Raw genomic sequence first — 15,134 nt, 5'->3', positions numbered from 1 at the left:
TCGCGCCCCAGCGGGAGCAAGCTCCCTCGCCACAGGGTTTGGCGTTTCGGCGGGTTATTTTTGCTTCTTCGGGATCCGCACCAACTGGCTGTTGGAGTACATGTCGTGCCAGCTGCGCTGCTGTTTGTCGAAGAGTACCCAGAAGAACCCCAGGCCTGCGCACAGCAAGGATGCGATCGACACCACAAAGCGCAACAGCGCCTGCCACAGGCTGATCGCCGAGCCATCGGCGTTCTGCACACGGATGCACCAGACCTGCATGCCGAGGGTCTGGCCGGACCAGGTCCAGAATTTGGCAAAGAAGCCAAACAGCACGAACAGCAGGATGGTCGAGAACAGCGGATCGCCATCCAGCGCGCCGGCCTCGGTCAGGGCGCGCATCTGCTCTTCGCCGATGATTGCCATCTGCACCATCTTGTAGATACCGCCCGTAACGATCAGCAGGGCAGTGCACAGCAAGAAGTCGTAGAACATCGCTGCCAGGCGACGGCCCAGGCCGGCGGTGGGGAATTCACCCTGAGGGCTTAGCAGGTGTTTCGACATGGGGTGGCTCTCGGCTGAAAAAGAAGCCATTTTACGGAATTGCGCGCACAAAAAAGCCCCTGATGTCAGCATCAGGGGCTTTTTCGTTACAGAAGATCAGCCTTCTGCTTGTACTTCGTCAGCTTGCATGCCTTTCTGGCCCTGCACAGCGATGAAAGTGACTTTCTGGCCTTCTTTCAGGCTCTTGAAGCCGCTACCTTGAATGGCGCGGAAATGCACGAACAGATCCGGACCGCTTTCTGGAGTGATAAAACCAAAACCTTTCTCGTCGTTAAACCACTTGACGGTGCCGCTCTGACGTTGGGACATTTCTTATTTCCTTTGACGCAAAAATTGATGACAGCCTCTTTCTCATGAAAGAGTACTGGAGCTGGTTGCAGGAGAGTAAGAGGCGTCGAACGGGATGTAGCTAACTTGTAGGCTACTGCCCAGGTCACGATTCCAAGCGACCCATGCAAACACAGTGAACAAACTCTACGCCAACTACGGGAGAAAAAACAAGCCCCGTGGAAGCCGCGTATTGCTTGGCTTGATGACTGTTTCACAGGATGGATAGTGCGGCTTATTCGATAGTGTTGTTCAATTGTTTTCGATTGATATAAGTCAAGTTCACAATCGAAGTGCCTGATCCAGGTATGCACTGTTTTATGGCGGTTGCGTTACAGATTAGTGCACTGTTACGCAACCGCGTTACTTATAGGAACAGTCAATCAACCACGATAGTAGCGTTGTGGAACAAATGGCATTTTGCTTACAAGCAAAGGCACCTTTTTCCCACGTACAATCGCCCAAACCTGGGTATCGAGTGCGATGTAAGCACTGTCGAGGTAACCCATGGCCAAAGGACCACCCAAGGTCGGCCCGAAGCCGCCGCTGCAGACGCTGCCGATGATTTCGCCCGCTTCGTTGACGATTTCCGCACCTTCGCGCACCGGGGTGCGTTCCTGAGGTAGCAGGCCGACGCGTTTACGGCTGACACCGTTTTGTTGCTGGGCGAATACGGTCTCGGCGCCCGGGAAACCACCGGCACGCGCCCCGTCGGCACGCCGTGGCTTGGAGATGGCCCACAGCAGGCTGGCTTCGATCGGTGTGGTGTCGGTGTTCATGTCGTGGCCATAGAGGCACAGGCCGGCTTCCAGGCGCAGCGAGTCACGGGCGCCGAGGCCGATGGCCGCGACTTCCGGTTCGGCCAGCAAGGCCCGAGCGAGGGCTTCGGCATCGGCGGCAGGCACGGAGATTTCGAAACCGTCTTCACCGGTGTAGCCCGAACGGCTGACAAAGCAGTTGACGCCGAGCAAGGTCACGCGGGTGAACTGCATGAACGTCATCTTCGCCACTTCAGGGGCCAGGCGCGCGAGCACGGTCGCTGCAGCCGGGCCTTGCAGGGCGAGCAGGGCGCGTTCTTCGAACAACGGCTCGATGCTGCATTGATCGCCGATGTGTTGGCGCAGGTGTGCCAGGTCCTGGTCCTTGCAGGCGGCGTTGACCACCAGGAACAACTCGTCGTTCCCGAGGTTGGCGACCATCAGGTCGTCGAGGATGCCACCGTTCTGGTTGGTGAACATCGCATAGCGCTGCATGCCCACCGGCAGGTCGATGATGTCCACCGGCACCAGGGTTTCCAGGGCCTTGGCGGCGTTGGCGCCGGTCAGGCGGATCTGGCCCATGTGCGAGACATCGAACAACCCGGCCTGATCACGGGTGTGCTGGTGTTCTTTCATCACGCCCAGCGGGTATTGCACCGGCATGTCGTAGCCGGCGAAAGGCACCATGCGCGCACCGAGTTCGATGTGCAGCGCGTGCAGAGGGGTTTTCAACAGTTGTTCGGTGGACATATGCAGCTCCTGAAAATTGCACTGATGCAGATGCGTTCGCATCAGCACTCGATAATGTTGACCGCCAAACCGCCACGGGCGGTTTCCTTGTATTTGCTTTTCATGTCGGCGCCGGTCTGGCGCATGGTGCGGATGACCTTGTCGAGGGAGACGAAGTGTTGACCGTCGCCGCGCAGGGCCATGCGCACCGCATTGATGGCTTTGACCGAGCCCATGGCGTTGCGCTCGATGCACGGCACTTGCACCAGTCCGCCAATCGGGTCGCAGGTCAGGCCGAGGTTGTGTTCCATGCCGATTTCGGCGGCGTTTTCCACTTGCTGCACCGTGCCGCCGAGCACTTCGCAGAGCGCGCCGGCAGCCATTGAGCAGGCCACGCCGACTTCGCCCTGGCAACCGACTTCGGCGCCGGAGATCGAAGCGTTTTCCTTGTACAGAATGCCGATGGCGGCGGCGGTGAGCAGGAATCGCACCACACCGTCTTCGTTGGCGCCGGGGATGAAGCGCATGTAGTAATGCAATACCGCGGGGACGATCCCGGCTGCACCGTTGGTGGGCGCCGTGACCACGCGCCCGCCGTTGGCGTTTTCTTCGTTGACCGCCAGCGCATACAGGTTGACCCAGTCGAGCACCGACAACGGATCGCGCAGCGACGATTCCGGGTTCTTGCACAGTTGTCGATGAAGGGCGGCGGCGCGGCGTTTGACTTTCAAGCCCCCGGGCAGAATCCCTTCGTTACGGCAACCCGCGGCCACGCAGTCCTGCATCACTTGCCAGATTTTCAGCAGGCCGGCGCGGGTTTCCGCTTCCGGGCGCCAGGCGCTTTCGTTGGTCAGCATCACCTGACTGATGGACAACCCGTAAGTGGCGCAATGGCCGAGCAGGTCCTTGGCGCTTTTGAACGGGAAGGTCAGCGGCGTCGTATCCTCGACGATGCGGTCGGCGCCGGCAGCGTCTTCGTCGACCACAAAACCGCCACCGACCGAGTAATACTCGCGGCTGCGGATCTGGATGCCGGCCGCATCGAAGGCGCGAAAGATCATGCCGTTGGGGTGATAGGCCAATGGCTTGCGAATCATCGCCAGGTGGAGTTTTTCGTTGAATTCAATGACGTGCTCACCGAGCAGGTTCAAGCGACCGCTGCTGCGAATCTCATTCAGGCGAGCGGCGATATTCTCGGTGTTCACGGTGTCCGGGTGTTCACCTTCCAGACCCAGCAACACGGCCTTGTCGCTGCCGTGGCCTTTGCCAGTGGCGCCGAGCGAGCCGTAGAGCTCGACTTTGACGCAGGTGGTGGCTGCCAACAGGTTTTCACGACGCAGGCCTTCGACGAAGCGCGCAGCGGCGCGCATCGGGCCAACGGTGTGGGAGCTGGAGGGGCCGATGCCAATCTTGAACAGGTCGAACACGCTTAACGACATGGTTGTTCTCCGGTTTCTTGTTATAGGCGCAGCGCGAACCTGTAGGAGCAAGGCTTGCCCGCGATGAACGATGATGAGGTCAATCAGGTGGACCCTGTAACGGCTATCGCGGGCAAGCCTTGCTCCTACAGGGGGAGGCGTGTCCCTACGGAGGGGGGCGGGTGAATCCGCCCCCCTGCATAGATCAAGCGTAGCTTTCGATCGACGGGCAAGCGCAAATCAGGTTGCGGTCGCCGAACACGTTGTCGACCCGACCGACCGGTGGCCAGTATTTGCCTTCGATCAACGAAGCCACTGGATACACCGCTTGCTCACGGCTGTACGGGTGCGTCCACTCGCCAACGATTTCCGCAGCCGTGTGCGGGGCGTTTTTCAGTGGGTTGTCGTCCTTGTCCAGAGTGCCGTTTTCCACTGCGCGGATTTCTTCGCGGATGCGGATCATCGCGTCGCAGAAGCGGTCCAGTTCTTCTTTGGATTCGCTTTCGGTCGGCTCGATCATCAGCGTGCCGGCCACCGGGAACGACATGGTCGGGGCGTGGAAGCCGAAGTCGATCAGGCGCTTGGCGACGTCATCGACGCTGATGCCGCTGCTGTCTTTCAACGGGCGCAGGTCGAGGATGCATTCGTGGGCGACCAGACCGTTGCTGCCGGTGTAGAGCACTGGGTAGTGTTCTTCGAGGCGACGGGAAATGTAGTTGGCGTTGAGGATCGCCAATTGCGAAGCCCGCTTGAGGCCAGCGCCGCCCATCATGCGGATGTACATCCAGGTGATCGGCAGAATGCTCGCACTGCCGAACGGTGCCGCGCAGACCGCGCCTTCCTTGCGCTCCATGGCCGCGTGACCCGGCAGGAACGGCGTCAGGTGCGATTTCACGCCAATCGGGCCAACACCCGGGCCGCCACCGCCGTGCGGGATGCAGAAGGTTTTGTGCAGGTTCAGGTGCGAGACGTCGCCACCGAACTTGCCCGGTGCGCAGAGGCCGACCATGGCGTTCATGTTGGCGCCGTCGATGTACACCTGGCCGCCATTGTCATGAATGATCCCGCAGATTTCGCGGATGCCTTCTTCGAACACGCCGTGGGTCGACGGGTAAGTGATCATCAGCGCGGCGAGGTGCTCGCGGTGCTCGATCGCTTTGGCGCGCAGGTCTTCGATGTCGACGTTGCCGCGCGCATCGCACGCGGTGACGACCACGCGCATGCCGGCCATGTTGGCAGTGGCCGGGTTGGTGCCGTGGGCCGACGACGGGATCAGGCAGATGTCGCGGCGCTCTTCGCCACGGCTCTGGTGGTAGGCACGGATTGCCAGCAAGCCGGCGTATTCACCTTGGGAACCGGCGTTCGGTTGCAGCGAGATCGCGTCGTAACCGGTGGCGGCGCAGAGCATCGCTTCCAGTTCATCGGTCAGTTGCTGGTAACCGGCGCTTTGCGCAGGCGGAGCGAACGGGTGCAGGGCGCCGAATTCGGCCCAGGTCACCGGGATCATTTCGCTGGCGGCGTTGAGTTTCATGGTGCACGAACCCAGCGGGATCATGGTGCGATCCAGCGCCAGGTCCTTGTCGGCGAGCTTGCGCAGGTAGCGCATCAGCTCGGTTTCCGAGTGATAACGGTTGAACACCGGGTGGCTGAGGATCGGCGATTGACGCACCAGTTCAGCCGGGATGCGGCTTTGCACCGAGGCGGCCAGCGCGGCGAAGTCCGGCAGGGCTTTGCCGTCAGCCAGCACGCTCCACAGGGTTTCGATGTCGGCCTGGGTGGTGGTTTCGTCGAGGGACAGACCCAGGCGCTCGCCATCGATGACACGCAGGTTGACGCGCTGGGCGCGGGCCTTGTCGTGCAGGGCCGCGGTGTTGGCGCCAGTGGCCAGGGTCAGGGTGTCGAAGAAGTTTGCTTGCTCAACGTTCAGACCCAGTGCGCTCAAGCCTTTGGCGAGGATCGCGGTCAGGTGATGAATGCGGTTGGCGATCTGCTTCAAGCCTTTAGGGCCGTGATACACGGCGTACATGCTGGCGATGTTGGCCAATAGCACTTGGGCGGTGCAGATGTTGCTGGTGGCTTTCTCGCGGCGGATATGTTGCTCGCGGGTCTGCATGGCCAGGCGCAGGGCCGGCTTGCCGAAACGGTCCACCGAGACACCGACCAGACGGCCCGGCATGTCGCGCTTGAACGCATCCTTGGTGGAGAAGTAAGCCGCGTGCGGGCCACCGAAGCCCAGCGGCACGCCGAAGCGTTGCGCACTGCCGATGGCCACGTCGGCGCCGAACTCGCCCGGCGGGGTCAGCACGGTCAGGGCCAGCAGGTCAGCAGCGACTGCGACCAGCGCATTGGCAGCGTGGAACCGCTCGGTCAGTTCACGGTAGTCGAACAGGTCGCCGTTGCTCGCCGGGTATTGCAGCAGCGCGCCGAAGAACGCGCTGACATCCGTCAGTTCACGTTCGTCGCCGACCACCACGTCAATGCCCAACGGCTCGGCACGGGTGCGCAGCACGTCGAGGGTTTGCGGGTGGCTGTGGATCGAGGCGAAGAAGGCGTGGCTGCCCTTGTTCTTGCTCAGGCGTTTGCAGAAGGTCATGGCTTCGGCAGCGGCAGTGGCTTCGTCGAGCAGGGAGGCGTTGGCGATCGGCAGGCCGGTCAGGTCGCTGATCAGGGTCTGGAAGTTCAGCAGCGCTTCCAGGCGGCCCTGGGAAATCTCTGGCTGGTACGGGGTGTACGCGGTGTACCAGGCCGGGTTTTCCAGCAGGTTGCGCAGGATCGGCGACGGCGTATGGCAGTTGTAGTAGCCCTGGCCGATGTAGGTCTTGAACAGTTGGTTCTTGGCGGCGATGGCTTTGATCGAGGCCAGGGCCTCGGCTTCGCTCAAGCCGTCTTCCAGTCCGAGAACGCTGGTGCCTTTGATGCTGTCGGGGATGACGCTGGCGCTCAGGGCTTCCATCGAGTCAAAACCGAGGCTGTTGAGCATGGCTTGCTCATCGCCTGCGCGCGGGCCGATGTGGCGCGCGATGAATTCGTTGGCGGTGCTTAGATTTACTTGAGTCATGGCGGCTCCTCAGGCTTCGGCGTTGGCTTTGATCAGACGGTCGTAAGCGTCTTGATCCAGCAGTTTGGCGACAGCCGAGGCGTCGGTAGGCTTGAAGCGGAAGAACCAGCCTTCGCCCAGCGGATCTTCGTTGACCAGTTCAGGGCTGCTGTCCAGCGCCGGGTTCACTTCCAGCACTTCACCGTCCAGTGGCATGTACACGCCGCTGGCGGCTTTTACCGATTCCACGGTGGCCGCTTCAGCGCCTTGTTCGTAGGACTGCAGCTCAGGCAGTTGTACGAAAACCACGTCGCCCAAGGCGTTCTGTGCGAAGGCGGTGATGCCGACCGTAACGCTGCCGTCAGCTTCGGTGCGCAGCCATTCGTGATCTTCAGTAAAACGCAACTCGCTCATGGAAACTCCTAGGGGGCCAGATTCGTCTGGTGGACGCGATTGAATGCTCGTGCAGGGCAGAGCTGAATGTTCAGTGACTTGACAAGAACGTAGCAAGAACGCGGCCAACGTTTTTTATTCGTTATAAATCAATAGGTTGATGATTATTGCGGGCGAGGTGAAAAACACGACTGTAGCGAAATCGCTACAGATTGAGGCGTGTAAAAAAGCCTATGGGGATCAAAGCCTTGCGTAGCGCAGTTTAATCGAGTGTGTAGCGAAATCGTTCCGCTGTAGCGCATTCAGTACAGGTGGAGGTCGCTTTTGGCGTGAAGAATGGGTGCCTTGCGGTCGATTGTGGCGAGGGAGCTTGCTCCCGCCGGGGCGCGAAGCGGCCCTAAAACTTGCAATTGAGTTGCCGCAGATACTTCGCGTTTGCTGGTTTACGACTGCTTCGCCCGAGCGCGGACCGGCCGGCGGGAGCAAGCTCCCTCGCCACGGGGCGGTTATCGGGGGTCAGGGCTTGCCGGGAATCCCGTACTTGCGCAATCGATGGGCGATGGCGGTGTGGGAGGTTTGCAGGCGGCTGGCCAGTTGGCGGGTCGAGGGGTAGTTGACGTAGAGCTTTTCCAGCAGGGTTTTCTCGAACGCTTCCACGGCCTGCTCAAGGCTGTCGACATCCACGTCGCTTTCGCGGGCCACCGAGGTGCCGGCGATGTCCAGGTCGCCGATGTCCACCAGGCTGCTTTCACAAATGGCCGCGGCGCGGAAGATCACGTTCTGCAATTGCCGCACATTGCCCGGCCAGCGGTTGCCGAGCAGGGCCGGGTACGTGCCGGGCGCCAGACGACAGACCGGGCGCTGGATCTGTGCGCAGGCCTGCTGCATGAAATAGCGCGCCAGCAGCAGGATGTCCTGACCGCGCTCACGCAGCGGCGGGACTTCGACGTTGAGCACATTGAGGCGGTAGAACAGGTCTTCACGGAACGCGCCTTCGCTGACCATTTTTTCCAGGTTGCGGTGGGTGGCGCTGAGGATTCGCACATTGACCTTGACCTCGCGATCGCCACCGACCCGACGGAAGCTGCCATCGTTGAGGAAACGCAACAGTTTGGCCTGCAAGTACGGCGACATTTCGCCGATCTCGTCGAGGAACACCGTGCCTTGGTTGGCCAGTTCCATCAGGCCTGGCTTGCCGCCACGCTGAGCGCCGGTGAAGGCGCCGGGGGCGTAGCCGAACAGCTCGCTTTCGGCGAGGTTCTCCGGGAGTGCTGCGCAGTTCAACGCCAGAAACGGCGCGCTGTGTCGGGCGCTGATGGCATGGCAGGCACGGGCCACCAGTTCTTTGCCGGTGCCGGTTTCGCCCTGGATCAGCAGCGGAGCATCGAGCGCCGCCACCCGTTGCGCACGGGCCTTGAGGGTGCGGATCGCCGGGGATTCGCCGAGCAACGCATCGAAACCTTCGGCGTGATCGTGGTGTAACGCCGAGAGTTGTTCACCGATGCGATTGGGTTGATACAAGGTCAGCAGGGCGCCGGCATCGGTGATGGGTGTAGCGTCCAGCAGCAAGGTCTGGCCGTTGACGGTGATCTCGCGCAACGGCAGGCGGAAGCCGTTTTCCAGCAGCGTGTCCAGCAGCGCCGGATCGCTGAACAACTCGGCGACGCTTTCCCCGGCCGGTTCACGGCCGTACAAGGCGATCAGTGCCGGGTTGGCCAGCAACACGTTGCCCGCGCTATCGAGGGCCAGCACCGGGTCGGTCATCGCCGCCAGCAACGCGTCGAGTTGCAGGTGCCGACGTTGTCCGGGAAGAATGTCGACCACCGTCACCGCTTGCACGCCGCGCACATTGAACAGCGCATCGCTCAGCTCTTCGAGCACTTGCGGGCTAAGGGTCGGCGCATCGATGTAAACGTTCGGAGGCACCATTTCCACCGCATCCAGATTGAGATTGCGCCCACCGAGCAAGGCCAGGACTTCCTGGGTGATGCCGACGCGGTCGATGAAGCTGACGTGGATACGCATGGGACGGTTCAGTGTTCTGGAGTGCGGAGGGTGGCAAGTATGCCTTGGAGCGGGGTGTCAGGTGAAATTCGTAATCAAATTGTAGGAGCAAAGCTTGCTCGCGATGAACGATAACGCGGTGTATCAGTTACACCACGGTGCCTGCATCGCGAGCAAGCTTTGCTCCCACAGGTTATGGGTTATTACAGGTGTTCGGGCTTCACCGGATCTCCGGATTTCACATCGAGCTGCTTGCGTACGTCTTCGAACATTTCGTCGTAGTACTTGTGCAACGAGCTGATGTTGGCAGTCTTGGGCATGCCGTATTTCTGTGCGATGCGCGTGGCGTGTCGAGCAAAGTCGAAGGCCTGGTCTTTGGCCAGGAAGAAGTCTTCCTTCAGGTCCTTGCCCTCGACCGAACCATGCACCGTGAAAAGCATGCCTATACCTTCCTTGGGGTCGGTGGCGATCGCATAGTCGATGCACAGGTTGTAGCTGAAGTCGTCCTTGTTCAGTGCATGGCGCTCGATGTGCAAGTGACCGGGCTCAAATATGGCCATGGACATCTCCTTCAAAGGCGTTGAAACGGGGCAGGTTCAAGTCCTGCCCGGTTGGTTTTACAGGTAAGTGATACCAGATTCAGCCGTGCTGATTCGGGTGCCGGCCCTACCCTGGACGATCGCTTCGATGTCCGAGAGTGAACCGATCACCGCGACTTTGCCAGTGTTGCGGGCGAACTCGCAGGCAGCCTGGACCTTCGGCCCCATGGAGCCGGCGGCAAAATCGAGTTTTTCGATGTCGTCCGGGTGGGCCCGGGCGATGGCTTTCTGGGTCGGCTTGCCAAAGTCGATAAACGCGGCGTTGACGTCGGTGGCGATCACCAGCAAGTCACTTTCCAGTTGTTCGGCCAGCAGCGCCGAGCACAGGTCTTTATCGATCACCGCTTCCACGCCCTTGAGCTTGCGGTGCTCGTCGTACATCGTCGGAATGCCGCCACCGCCTGCGCAGATCACGATGCTGCCTTTTTCCAGCAGCCACTTGACCGGGCGGATTTCGAAGATGCGCTTGGGTTTCGGGCTGGCCACCACGCGGCGGAATTTGTCGCCGTCCGGGGCGATGGCCCAGCCTTTTTCGGCGGCGAGTTTTTCTGCTTCGGCCTTGGAATAGACTGGGCCGATGGGCTTGCTCGGGTGTTGGAACGCCGGGTCATTGGGGTCGACTTCGACTTGGGTCAGCAGGGTCGCGAAGGGCACTTCGAAGTCCAGCAGATTGCCCAGTTCCTGTTCGATGATGTAGCCGATCATCCCATCGGTTTCAGCCCCCAGCACGTCCAGCGGATAAGGGCTGACAGAGGTGTAGGCGGCCGCTTGCAACGACAGCAGACCGATTTGCGGGCCATTGCCGTGGGCGATCACCAGTTGATTGCCGGGATGGATCTTGGCGATCTGTTCCGTGGCGACGCGGATATTGCCGCGTTGATTGTCCGCGGTCATGGGCTCACCACGGCGGAGCAGGGCGTTACCGCCCAGTGCAATGACGATACGCATAATGCAATCCTTCTGAAATTCGGTGATCCCGTAGGAGCTGCTTTTGTGGCGAGCGAGCTTGCTCGCGCTTGAGCGCGCAGTGGTCGCAATCAGGCAGAATACGGCGCAACTGGTGCGACACGATTGAAGCCTTTACGACTGCTGCGCCCGAGCGCGGACCGGCCGGCGGGAGCAAGCTCCCTCGCCACAAAAACTGCTTCCACAAGAAGGAAGCGTCAGCCTGTTAGATATCCGCCAGCGCCGAGACCAGGATCGCCTTGATGGTGTGCATGCGGTTTTCCGCTTGCTCGAAGGCGATGTTGGCGGGCGATTCGAATACGTCTTCAGTCACCTCAACGCCGTTGGCCAGGTGCGGATAGCGCGCCGCAATGTCCTTGCCGACCTTGGTTTCGCTGTTGTGGAACGCCGGCAGGCAATGCATGAATTTCACCCGGGGATTGCCCGAGGCTTTCATCATTTTAGCGTTGACCTGGTACGGCAGCAGTTGTTCGATGCGCTCGTCCCACGCTTCGACCGGCTCACCCATCGACACCCAGATGTCGGTATGAATGAAGTCCACGCCCTTGACCGCCTCGGCAGGGTCTTCGGTGATGGTAATGCGTGCGCCGCTTTCTTCTGCGAAGGCTTTGCACTGATCGATGAAGTCCTGATGGGGCCACAGCGCTTTCGGTGCGCCGATGCGTACGTCCATGCCGAGTTTGGCGCCGATCATCAGCAGCGAATTGCCCATGTTGTAGCGCGCATCACCAAGGTAGGCGTAGCTGATGTCATGCAGCGGCTTGTCGCTGTGCTCGCGCATGGTCAGGGTGTCGGCGATCATTTGCGTTGGATGGAACTCGGCGGTCAGGCCGTTGAACACCGGCACGCCAGCGAACGTGGCCAGCTCTTCGACGATTTCCTGTTCGAAGCCGCGGTACTCGATGGCATCGAACATCCGTCCGAGAACGCGGGCGGTGTCTTTCATGCTTTCCTTGTGGCCGATCTGCGACGACACCGGGTCGATGTAGGTGACGTGAGCTCCTTGGTCATGGGCCGCGACTTCGAAGGCGCAACGGGTGCGGGTCGAGGTTTTTTCAAAGATCAGCGCGATATTCTTACCTTTGAGGTGCGGCTGTTCGGTGCCGGTGTACTTGGCACGTTTCAGATCGCGGGACAGGTCCAGCAGGTAGTGCAACTCGCGATTGGTGTGGTGCATCAGCGAGAGCAGGCTGCGATTACGCATGTTGAAAGCCATGATGTGGATCTCCTTGGATTTCGGTTATCCCCAAGGCCGGCGCTTTATAAGCGCTGGCCCTGGTTTGAAGGTTAATAGTCGATCGGGTCGCGGATGATCGGGCAGGTCATGCAGTGGCCGCCGCCACGGCCACGGCCGAGTTCGCTGGCGCTGATGGTGATGACCTCGACCCCGGCCTTGCGCAGCAAGGTGTTGGTGTAGGTATTGCGGTCGTAGCCGATTACCACGCCAGGTTCCAAGGCCACCACGTTGTTGCCGTCGTCCCACTGTTCGCGTTCGGCGGCGAAGCTGTTGCCGCCGGTTTCGACGACGCGCAGGGCCTTGAGGTTGAGCGCGGCGGCCACGGTGTCGAGGAAGCTGGTTTCTTCGCGGCGGATATCGATACCGCCCGGTTTGCTTTCGTCAGGGCGCAGGGTGAAGGCCACAATCTGGCTGACCACTTCCGGGAAGATCGTCACCAGGTCGCGGTCGCAGAAGCTGAACACCGTGTCCAGGTGCATCGCCGCGCGGGATTTCGGCAGGCCGGCAACGATTACCCGCTCGACCGCTTTGTGCTTGAACAGGTTCAGCGCCAGTTGACCGATGGCCTGACGGGACGTGCGTTCGCCCATGCCGATCAACACCACGCCGTTACCGATGGGCATCACATCGCCGCCTTCCAGCGTGGCGTTGCCGTGCTCCTGATCCGGGTCGCCGTACCAGACCTGGAAGTCGGCGTTGGTGAACTCCGGATGGAATTTGTAGATGGCGCTGGCCAGCAGGGTTTCCTGACGGCGCGCCGGCCAGTGCATCGGGTTCAGCGTGACGCCGCCATAGATCCAGCAGGTGGTGTCGCGGGTGAATTGGGTGTTCGGCAGCGGCGGCAGAATGAAGCTGGAGTGGCCGAGGAAGTCGCGGAACATTTCGATGGTCTTGCCACCGAAGCTGTTGGGCAGGTCATCGGCCGACACGCCGCCAATCAGGAATTCGGCGATCTTGCGCGGCTCAAGGCTGCGCAACCAGGCGTCGACTTCGTGGACCAGGCCGACACCCACCGAGTTGGCGGTGATCTTGCGTTGCAGAATCCAGTCCAGCGCTTCTGGGTTGGCGACGATGTCGGTCAGCAGGTTGTGCATTTCCAGCACGTCGATATCGCGCTCGCGCATTTTGGTGACGAAGTCGAAATGGTCACGCTTGGCCTGGGCCACCCACAGCACATCATCGAAAAGCAGTTCGTCGCAGTTGTTCGGGGTCAGCCGCTGGTGAGCCAGACCGGGGGAGCACACCATGACTTTGCGCAGTTTGCCGGCTTCGGAATGTACGCCGTACTTCACTTTTTCCGTGGTCATTTCAGATCCTCCAGATAACAAAACAGTCGAATGGTTCAGGTGCTACAGGGTCAGGAAGCCGTCGTAGAGTCCATAGGCCGCCACCAGGGCGCCAATGACTACCGCGGTGAAAATCAGCTTCTCGACGTTGGTGAAAACCGCTTTGCCCAACTCGCGCTTGGCCTTGGCGAACAGGATTGCGCCGGGGGCATAGAGCAGGGCGGACAGCAGCAGGTATTTGATGCCGCCGGCGTACAGCAGCCAGATCGCATAGATCAGCGCAGTGGCACCGATGACAAGGTCTTTCTTGCGTTCGGCCAGGGCGTTTTCGTAGCTTTCGCCGCGCACCGCCAGCAGCAGGGCATAGGCCGCCGACCACAGGTAAGGCACCAGAATCATCGAGGTGGCGAGGTAGATCAGCGACAGGTAAGTACTGGCCGAGAACAGGGTGATGACCAGGAAAATCTGCACCATCGCGTTGGTCAGCCACAAGGCATTGACCGGTACCTGTTTGAAGTTTTCCTTACGCAGGAACTCCGGCATGGTGTGGTCTTTGGCGGCGGCGAACATGATCTCCGCACACAGCAGCACCCACGACAGCAATGCACCCAGCAACGAGATGACCAGGCCGACACTGATCAGTACCGCGCCCCAGTGACCGACAACGTGTTCAAGTACGGCGGCCATCGACGGGTTTTGCAGTTTGGCCAACGCCGGCTGAGTCATGATGCCCAGTGACAGCACGTTCACCAGCATCAGGAACAACAGCACGGTGATGAAGCCAATGACGGTGGCTTTACCGACGTCCGAACGTTTTTCCGCCCGGGCCGAAAAGATGCTCGCGCCTTCGATGCCGATGAACACCCAGACGGTGACCAGCATCATGTTGCGCACCTGGTTCATTACGCTGCCCAGGTCCGGGTTTTTCAGGCCCCAGATGTCGGCGGTAAAGATGTCGAGTTTGAAGGCGAAGATCGCGATCAAGACGAACAGCACCAGTGGCACGACTTTGGCGACGGTGGTCACCAGGTTGATGAACGCCGCTTCCTTGATCCCGCGCAGCACCAGAAAGTGCACGGCCCACAGCAGCAGCGAAGCGCCAATCACCGCCGCAGGCGTATTTCCCTCCCCAAATAGCGGGAAGAAGTAGCCGAGGGTACTGAACAGGAGTACGAAGTACCCCACGTTACCCAGCCAGGCGCTGATCCAGTAACCCCAGGCGGACGAGAAACCCATGTAGTCGCCGAAACCGGCCTTGGCGTAGGCGTAGACACCGCCATCGAGGTCAGGCTTGCGGTTGGCGAGGGTCTGGAAGACGAACGCCAGGGTCAACATGCCCACGGCGGTAATGACCCAACCAATCAGCACTGCGCCGACATCGGCACTGGCGGCCATGTTTTGCGGTAAAGAGAATATCCCGCCCCCAATCATGGAACCTACTACCAGGGCGACTAAGGCGCCGAGTCGTAGTTTTCCGGAAGATTCAGACATGCATGACTCCATTGCCGGAGAAGAGAGAGCCACACTCTAAATCCGCTCGCTGACAGGACAGCTGATCTGGATCAGTTGATGGCCACATTCCATTGTTAATGACTGATGTGTGAACACTTCCTGAATAGAGCGTATGTGCCACAAGAAGCCTGTTCCAGAGGGCTTTTTACAAATTAACCGGGGATGGCTGCTAATAGCTGCGAGCCTTGAAGCTAGTTGTTTTTCCAGAATGCGAAAATTTTGCACATCTGTTTTCAGTACAGAATTTATGTATCTGGAATGCCCCACAAAACCGGCAAAGTGCCTTCATTGCATAGATGAGAGCATTCTGAATAAGCATTGTTTT

12 protein-coding genes are annotated in these 15,134 nt (G+C 60.1%); all 12 read right to left on the bottom strand.

Annotated elements, in window-relative coordinates; all coding sequences use genetic code 11:
* Positions 1 to 54 precede the first annotated feature (54 nt).
* A complete protein-coding gene (locus AC1RJ3_RS10515; RefSeq protein WP_493078805.1) occupies positions 55 to 543 on the bottom strand; it encodes an RDD family protein in 489 nt (162 codons plus the stop codon).
* Between the two features lie 96 nt (positions 544 to 639).
* Positions 640 to 852: a cold-shock protein gene (locus AC1RJ3_RS10510; RefSeq protein ID WP_019693243.1), complete on the bottom strand. Its 213-nt coding sequence runs from the start codon at positions 850 to 852 to the stop codon at positions 640 to 642.
* 401 nt (positions 853 to 1,253) lie between these two features.
* The gene (gene gcvT, locus AC1RJ3_RS10505; protein WP_493078803.1) at positions 1,254 to 2,378 is read right to left on the bottom strand and encodes a glycine cleavage system aminomethyltransferase GcvT; all 1,125 of its coding nucleotides are present in this window, start codon (positions 2,376 to 2,378) and stop codon (positions 1,254 to 1,256) included.
* Between the two features lie 41 nt (positions 2,379 to 2,419).
* Positions 2,420 to 3,796, bottom strand: coding sequence for an L-serine ammonia-lyase (locus AC1RJ3_RS10500; RefSeq protein WP_054593703.1), 1,377 nt, complete (start codon positions 3,794 to 3,796; stop codon positions 2,420 to 2,422).
* Positions 3,797 to 3,980: 184 nt separating this feature from the next.
* Complete coding sequence (gene gcvP / locus AC1RJ3_RS10495) at positions 3,981 to 6,833, bottom strand: aminomethyl-transferring glycine dehydrogenase (protein WP_493078801.1); 2,853 nt, start codon at positions 6,831 to 6,833, stop codon at positions 3,981 to 3,983.
* A gap of 9 nt (positions 6,834 to 6,842) precedes the next feature.
* Complete coding sequence (gene gcvH / locus AC1RJ3_RS10490; protein WP_493078799.1) at positions 6,843 to 7,226, bottom strand: glycine cleavage system protein GcvH; 384 nt, start codon at positions 7,224 to 7,226, stop codon at positions 6,843 to 6,845.
* Between the two features lie 495 nt (positions 7,227 to 7,721).
* Positions 7,722 to 9,230 carry a transcriptional regulator GcsR gene (gcsR, locus tag AC1RJ3_RS10485; RefSeq protein ID WP_347927827.1) on the bottom strand — a complete coding sequence of 503 codons (1,509 nt, stop codon included), beginning with the start codon at positions 9,228 to 9,230 and terminating at the stop codon, positions 7,722 to 7,724.
* 182 nt (positions 9,231 to 9,412) lie between these two features.
* The gene (locus AC1RJ3_RS10480; RefSeq protein ID WP_054593699.1) at positions 9,413 to 9,769 is read right to left on the bottom strand and encodes a DUF5064 family protein; all 357 of its coding nucleotides are present in this window, start codon (positions 9,767 to 9,769) and stop codon (positions 9,413 to 9,415) included.
* Between the two features lie 57 nt (positions 9,770 to 9,826).
* Complete coding sequence (gene arcC / locus AC1RJ3_RS10475; RefSeq protein ID WP_493078796.1) at positions 9,827 to 10,756, bottom strand: carbamate kinase; 930 nt, start codon at positions 10,754 to 10,756, stop codon at positions 9,827 to 9,829.
* 223 nt (positions 10,757 to 10,979) lie between these two features.
* On the bottom strand, positions 10,980 to 11,990 hold the full coding sequence (locus tag AC1RJ3_RS10470) for an ornithine carbamoyltransferase (RefSeq protein WP_493078794.1): 1,011 nt from the start codon (positions 11,988 to 11,990) through the stop codon (positions 10,980 to 10,982).
* Between the two features lie 71 nt (positions 11,991 to 12,061).
* The gene (gene arcA / locus AC1RJ3_RS10465; protein ID WP_103315005.1) at positions 12,062 to 13,318 is read right to left on the bottom strand and encodes an arginine deiminase; all 1,257 of its coding nucleotides are present in this window, start codon (positions 13,316 to 13,318) and stop codon (positions 12,062 to 12,064) included.
* Positions 13,319 to 13,360: 42 nt separating this feature from the next.
* Positions 13,361 to 14,788 (bottom strand): arginine-ornithine antiporter, encoded by a 1,428-nt coding sequence (arcD, locus tag AC1RJ3_RS10460; RefSeq protein WP_493078791.1) that lies wholly within the window; start codon positions 14,786 to 14,788, stop codon positions 13,361 to 13,363.
* Positions 14,789 to 15,134: the final 346 nt, after the last annotated feature.

The sequence above is a fragment of the Pseudomonas sp. GW822-FHT04C11 genome (genome assembly GCF_058800905.1).
The sequence above is the reverse complement of the archived record's forward strand: the minus strand, read 5'-3'. Positions and strand labels throughout refer to the sequence as shown.

What these genes read in the sequence shown, in the direction of transcription:
- AC1RJ3_RS10515 (WP_493078805.1), bottom strand. Translation starts at nt 543, where the DNA reads ATGTCGAAACACCTGCTAAGCCCTCAGGGTGAATTCCCCACCGCCGGC.
- AC1RJ3_RS10510 (WP_019693243.1), bottom strand. Translation starts at nt 852, where the DNA reads ATGTCCCAACGTCAGAGCGGCACCGTCAAGTGGTTTAACGACGAGAAA.
- gcvT (WP_493078803.1), bottom strand. Translation starts at nt 2,378, where the DNA reads ATGTCCACCGAACAACTGTTGAAAACCCCTCTGCACGCGCTGCACATC.
- AC1RJ3_RS10500 (WP_054593703.1), bottom strand. Translation starts at nt 3,796, where the DNA reads ATGTCGTTAAGCGTGTTCGACCTGTTCAAGATTGGCATCGGCCCCTCC.
- gcvP (WP_493078801.1), bottom strand. Translation starts at nt 6,833, where the DNA reads ATGACTCAAGTAAATCTAAGCACCGCCAACGAATTCATCGCGCGCCAC.
- gcvH (WP_493078799.1), bottom strand. Translation starts at nt 7,226, where the DNA reads ATGAGCGAGTTGCGTTTTACTGAAGATCACGAATGGCTGCGCACCGAA.
- gcsR (WP_347927827.1), bottom strand. Translation starts at nt 9,230, where the DNA reads ATGCGTATCCACGTCAGCTTCATCGACCGCGTCGGCATCACCCAGGAA.
- AC1RJ3_RS10480 (WP_054593699.1), bottom strand. Translation starts at nt 9,769, where the DNA reads ATGGCCATATTTGAGCCCGGTCACTTGCACATCGAGCGCCATGCACTG.
- arcC (WP_493078796.1), bottom strand. Translation starts at nt 10,756, where the DNA reads ATGCGTATCGTCATTGCACTGGGCGGTAACGCCCTGCTCCGCCGTGGT.
- AC1RJ3_RS10470 (WP_493078794.1), bottom strand. Translation starts at nt 11,990, where the DNA reads ATGGCTTTCAACATGCGTAATCGCAGCCTGCTCTCGCTGATGCACCAC.
- arcA (WP_103315005.1), bottom strand. Translation starts at nt 13,318, where the DNA reads ATGACCACGGAAAAAGTGAAGTACGGCGTACATTCCGAAGCCGGCAAA.
- arcD (WP_493078791.1), bottom strand. Translation starts at nt 14,788, where the DNA reads ATGTCTGAATCTTCCGGAAAACTACGACTCGGCGCCTTAGTCGCCCTG.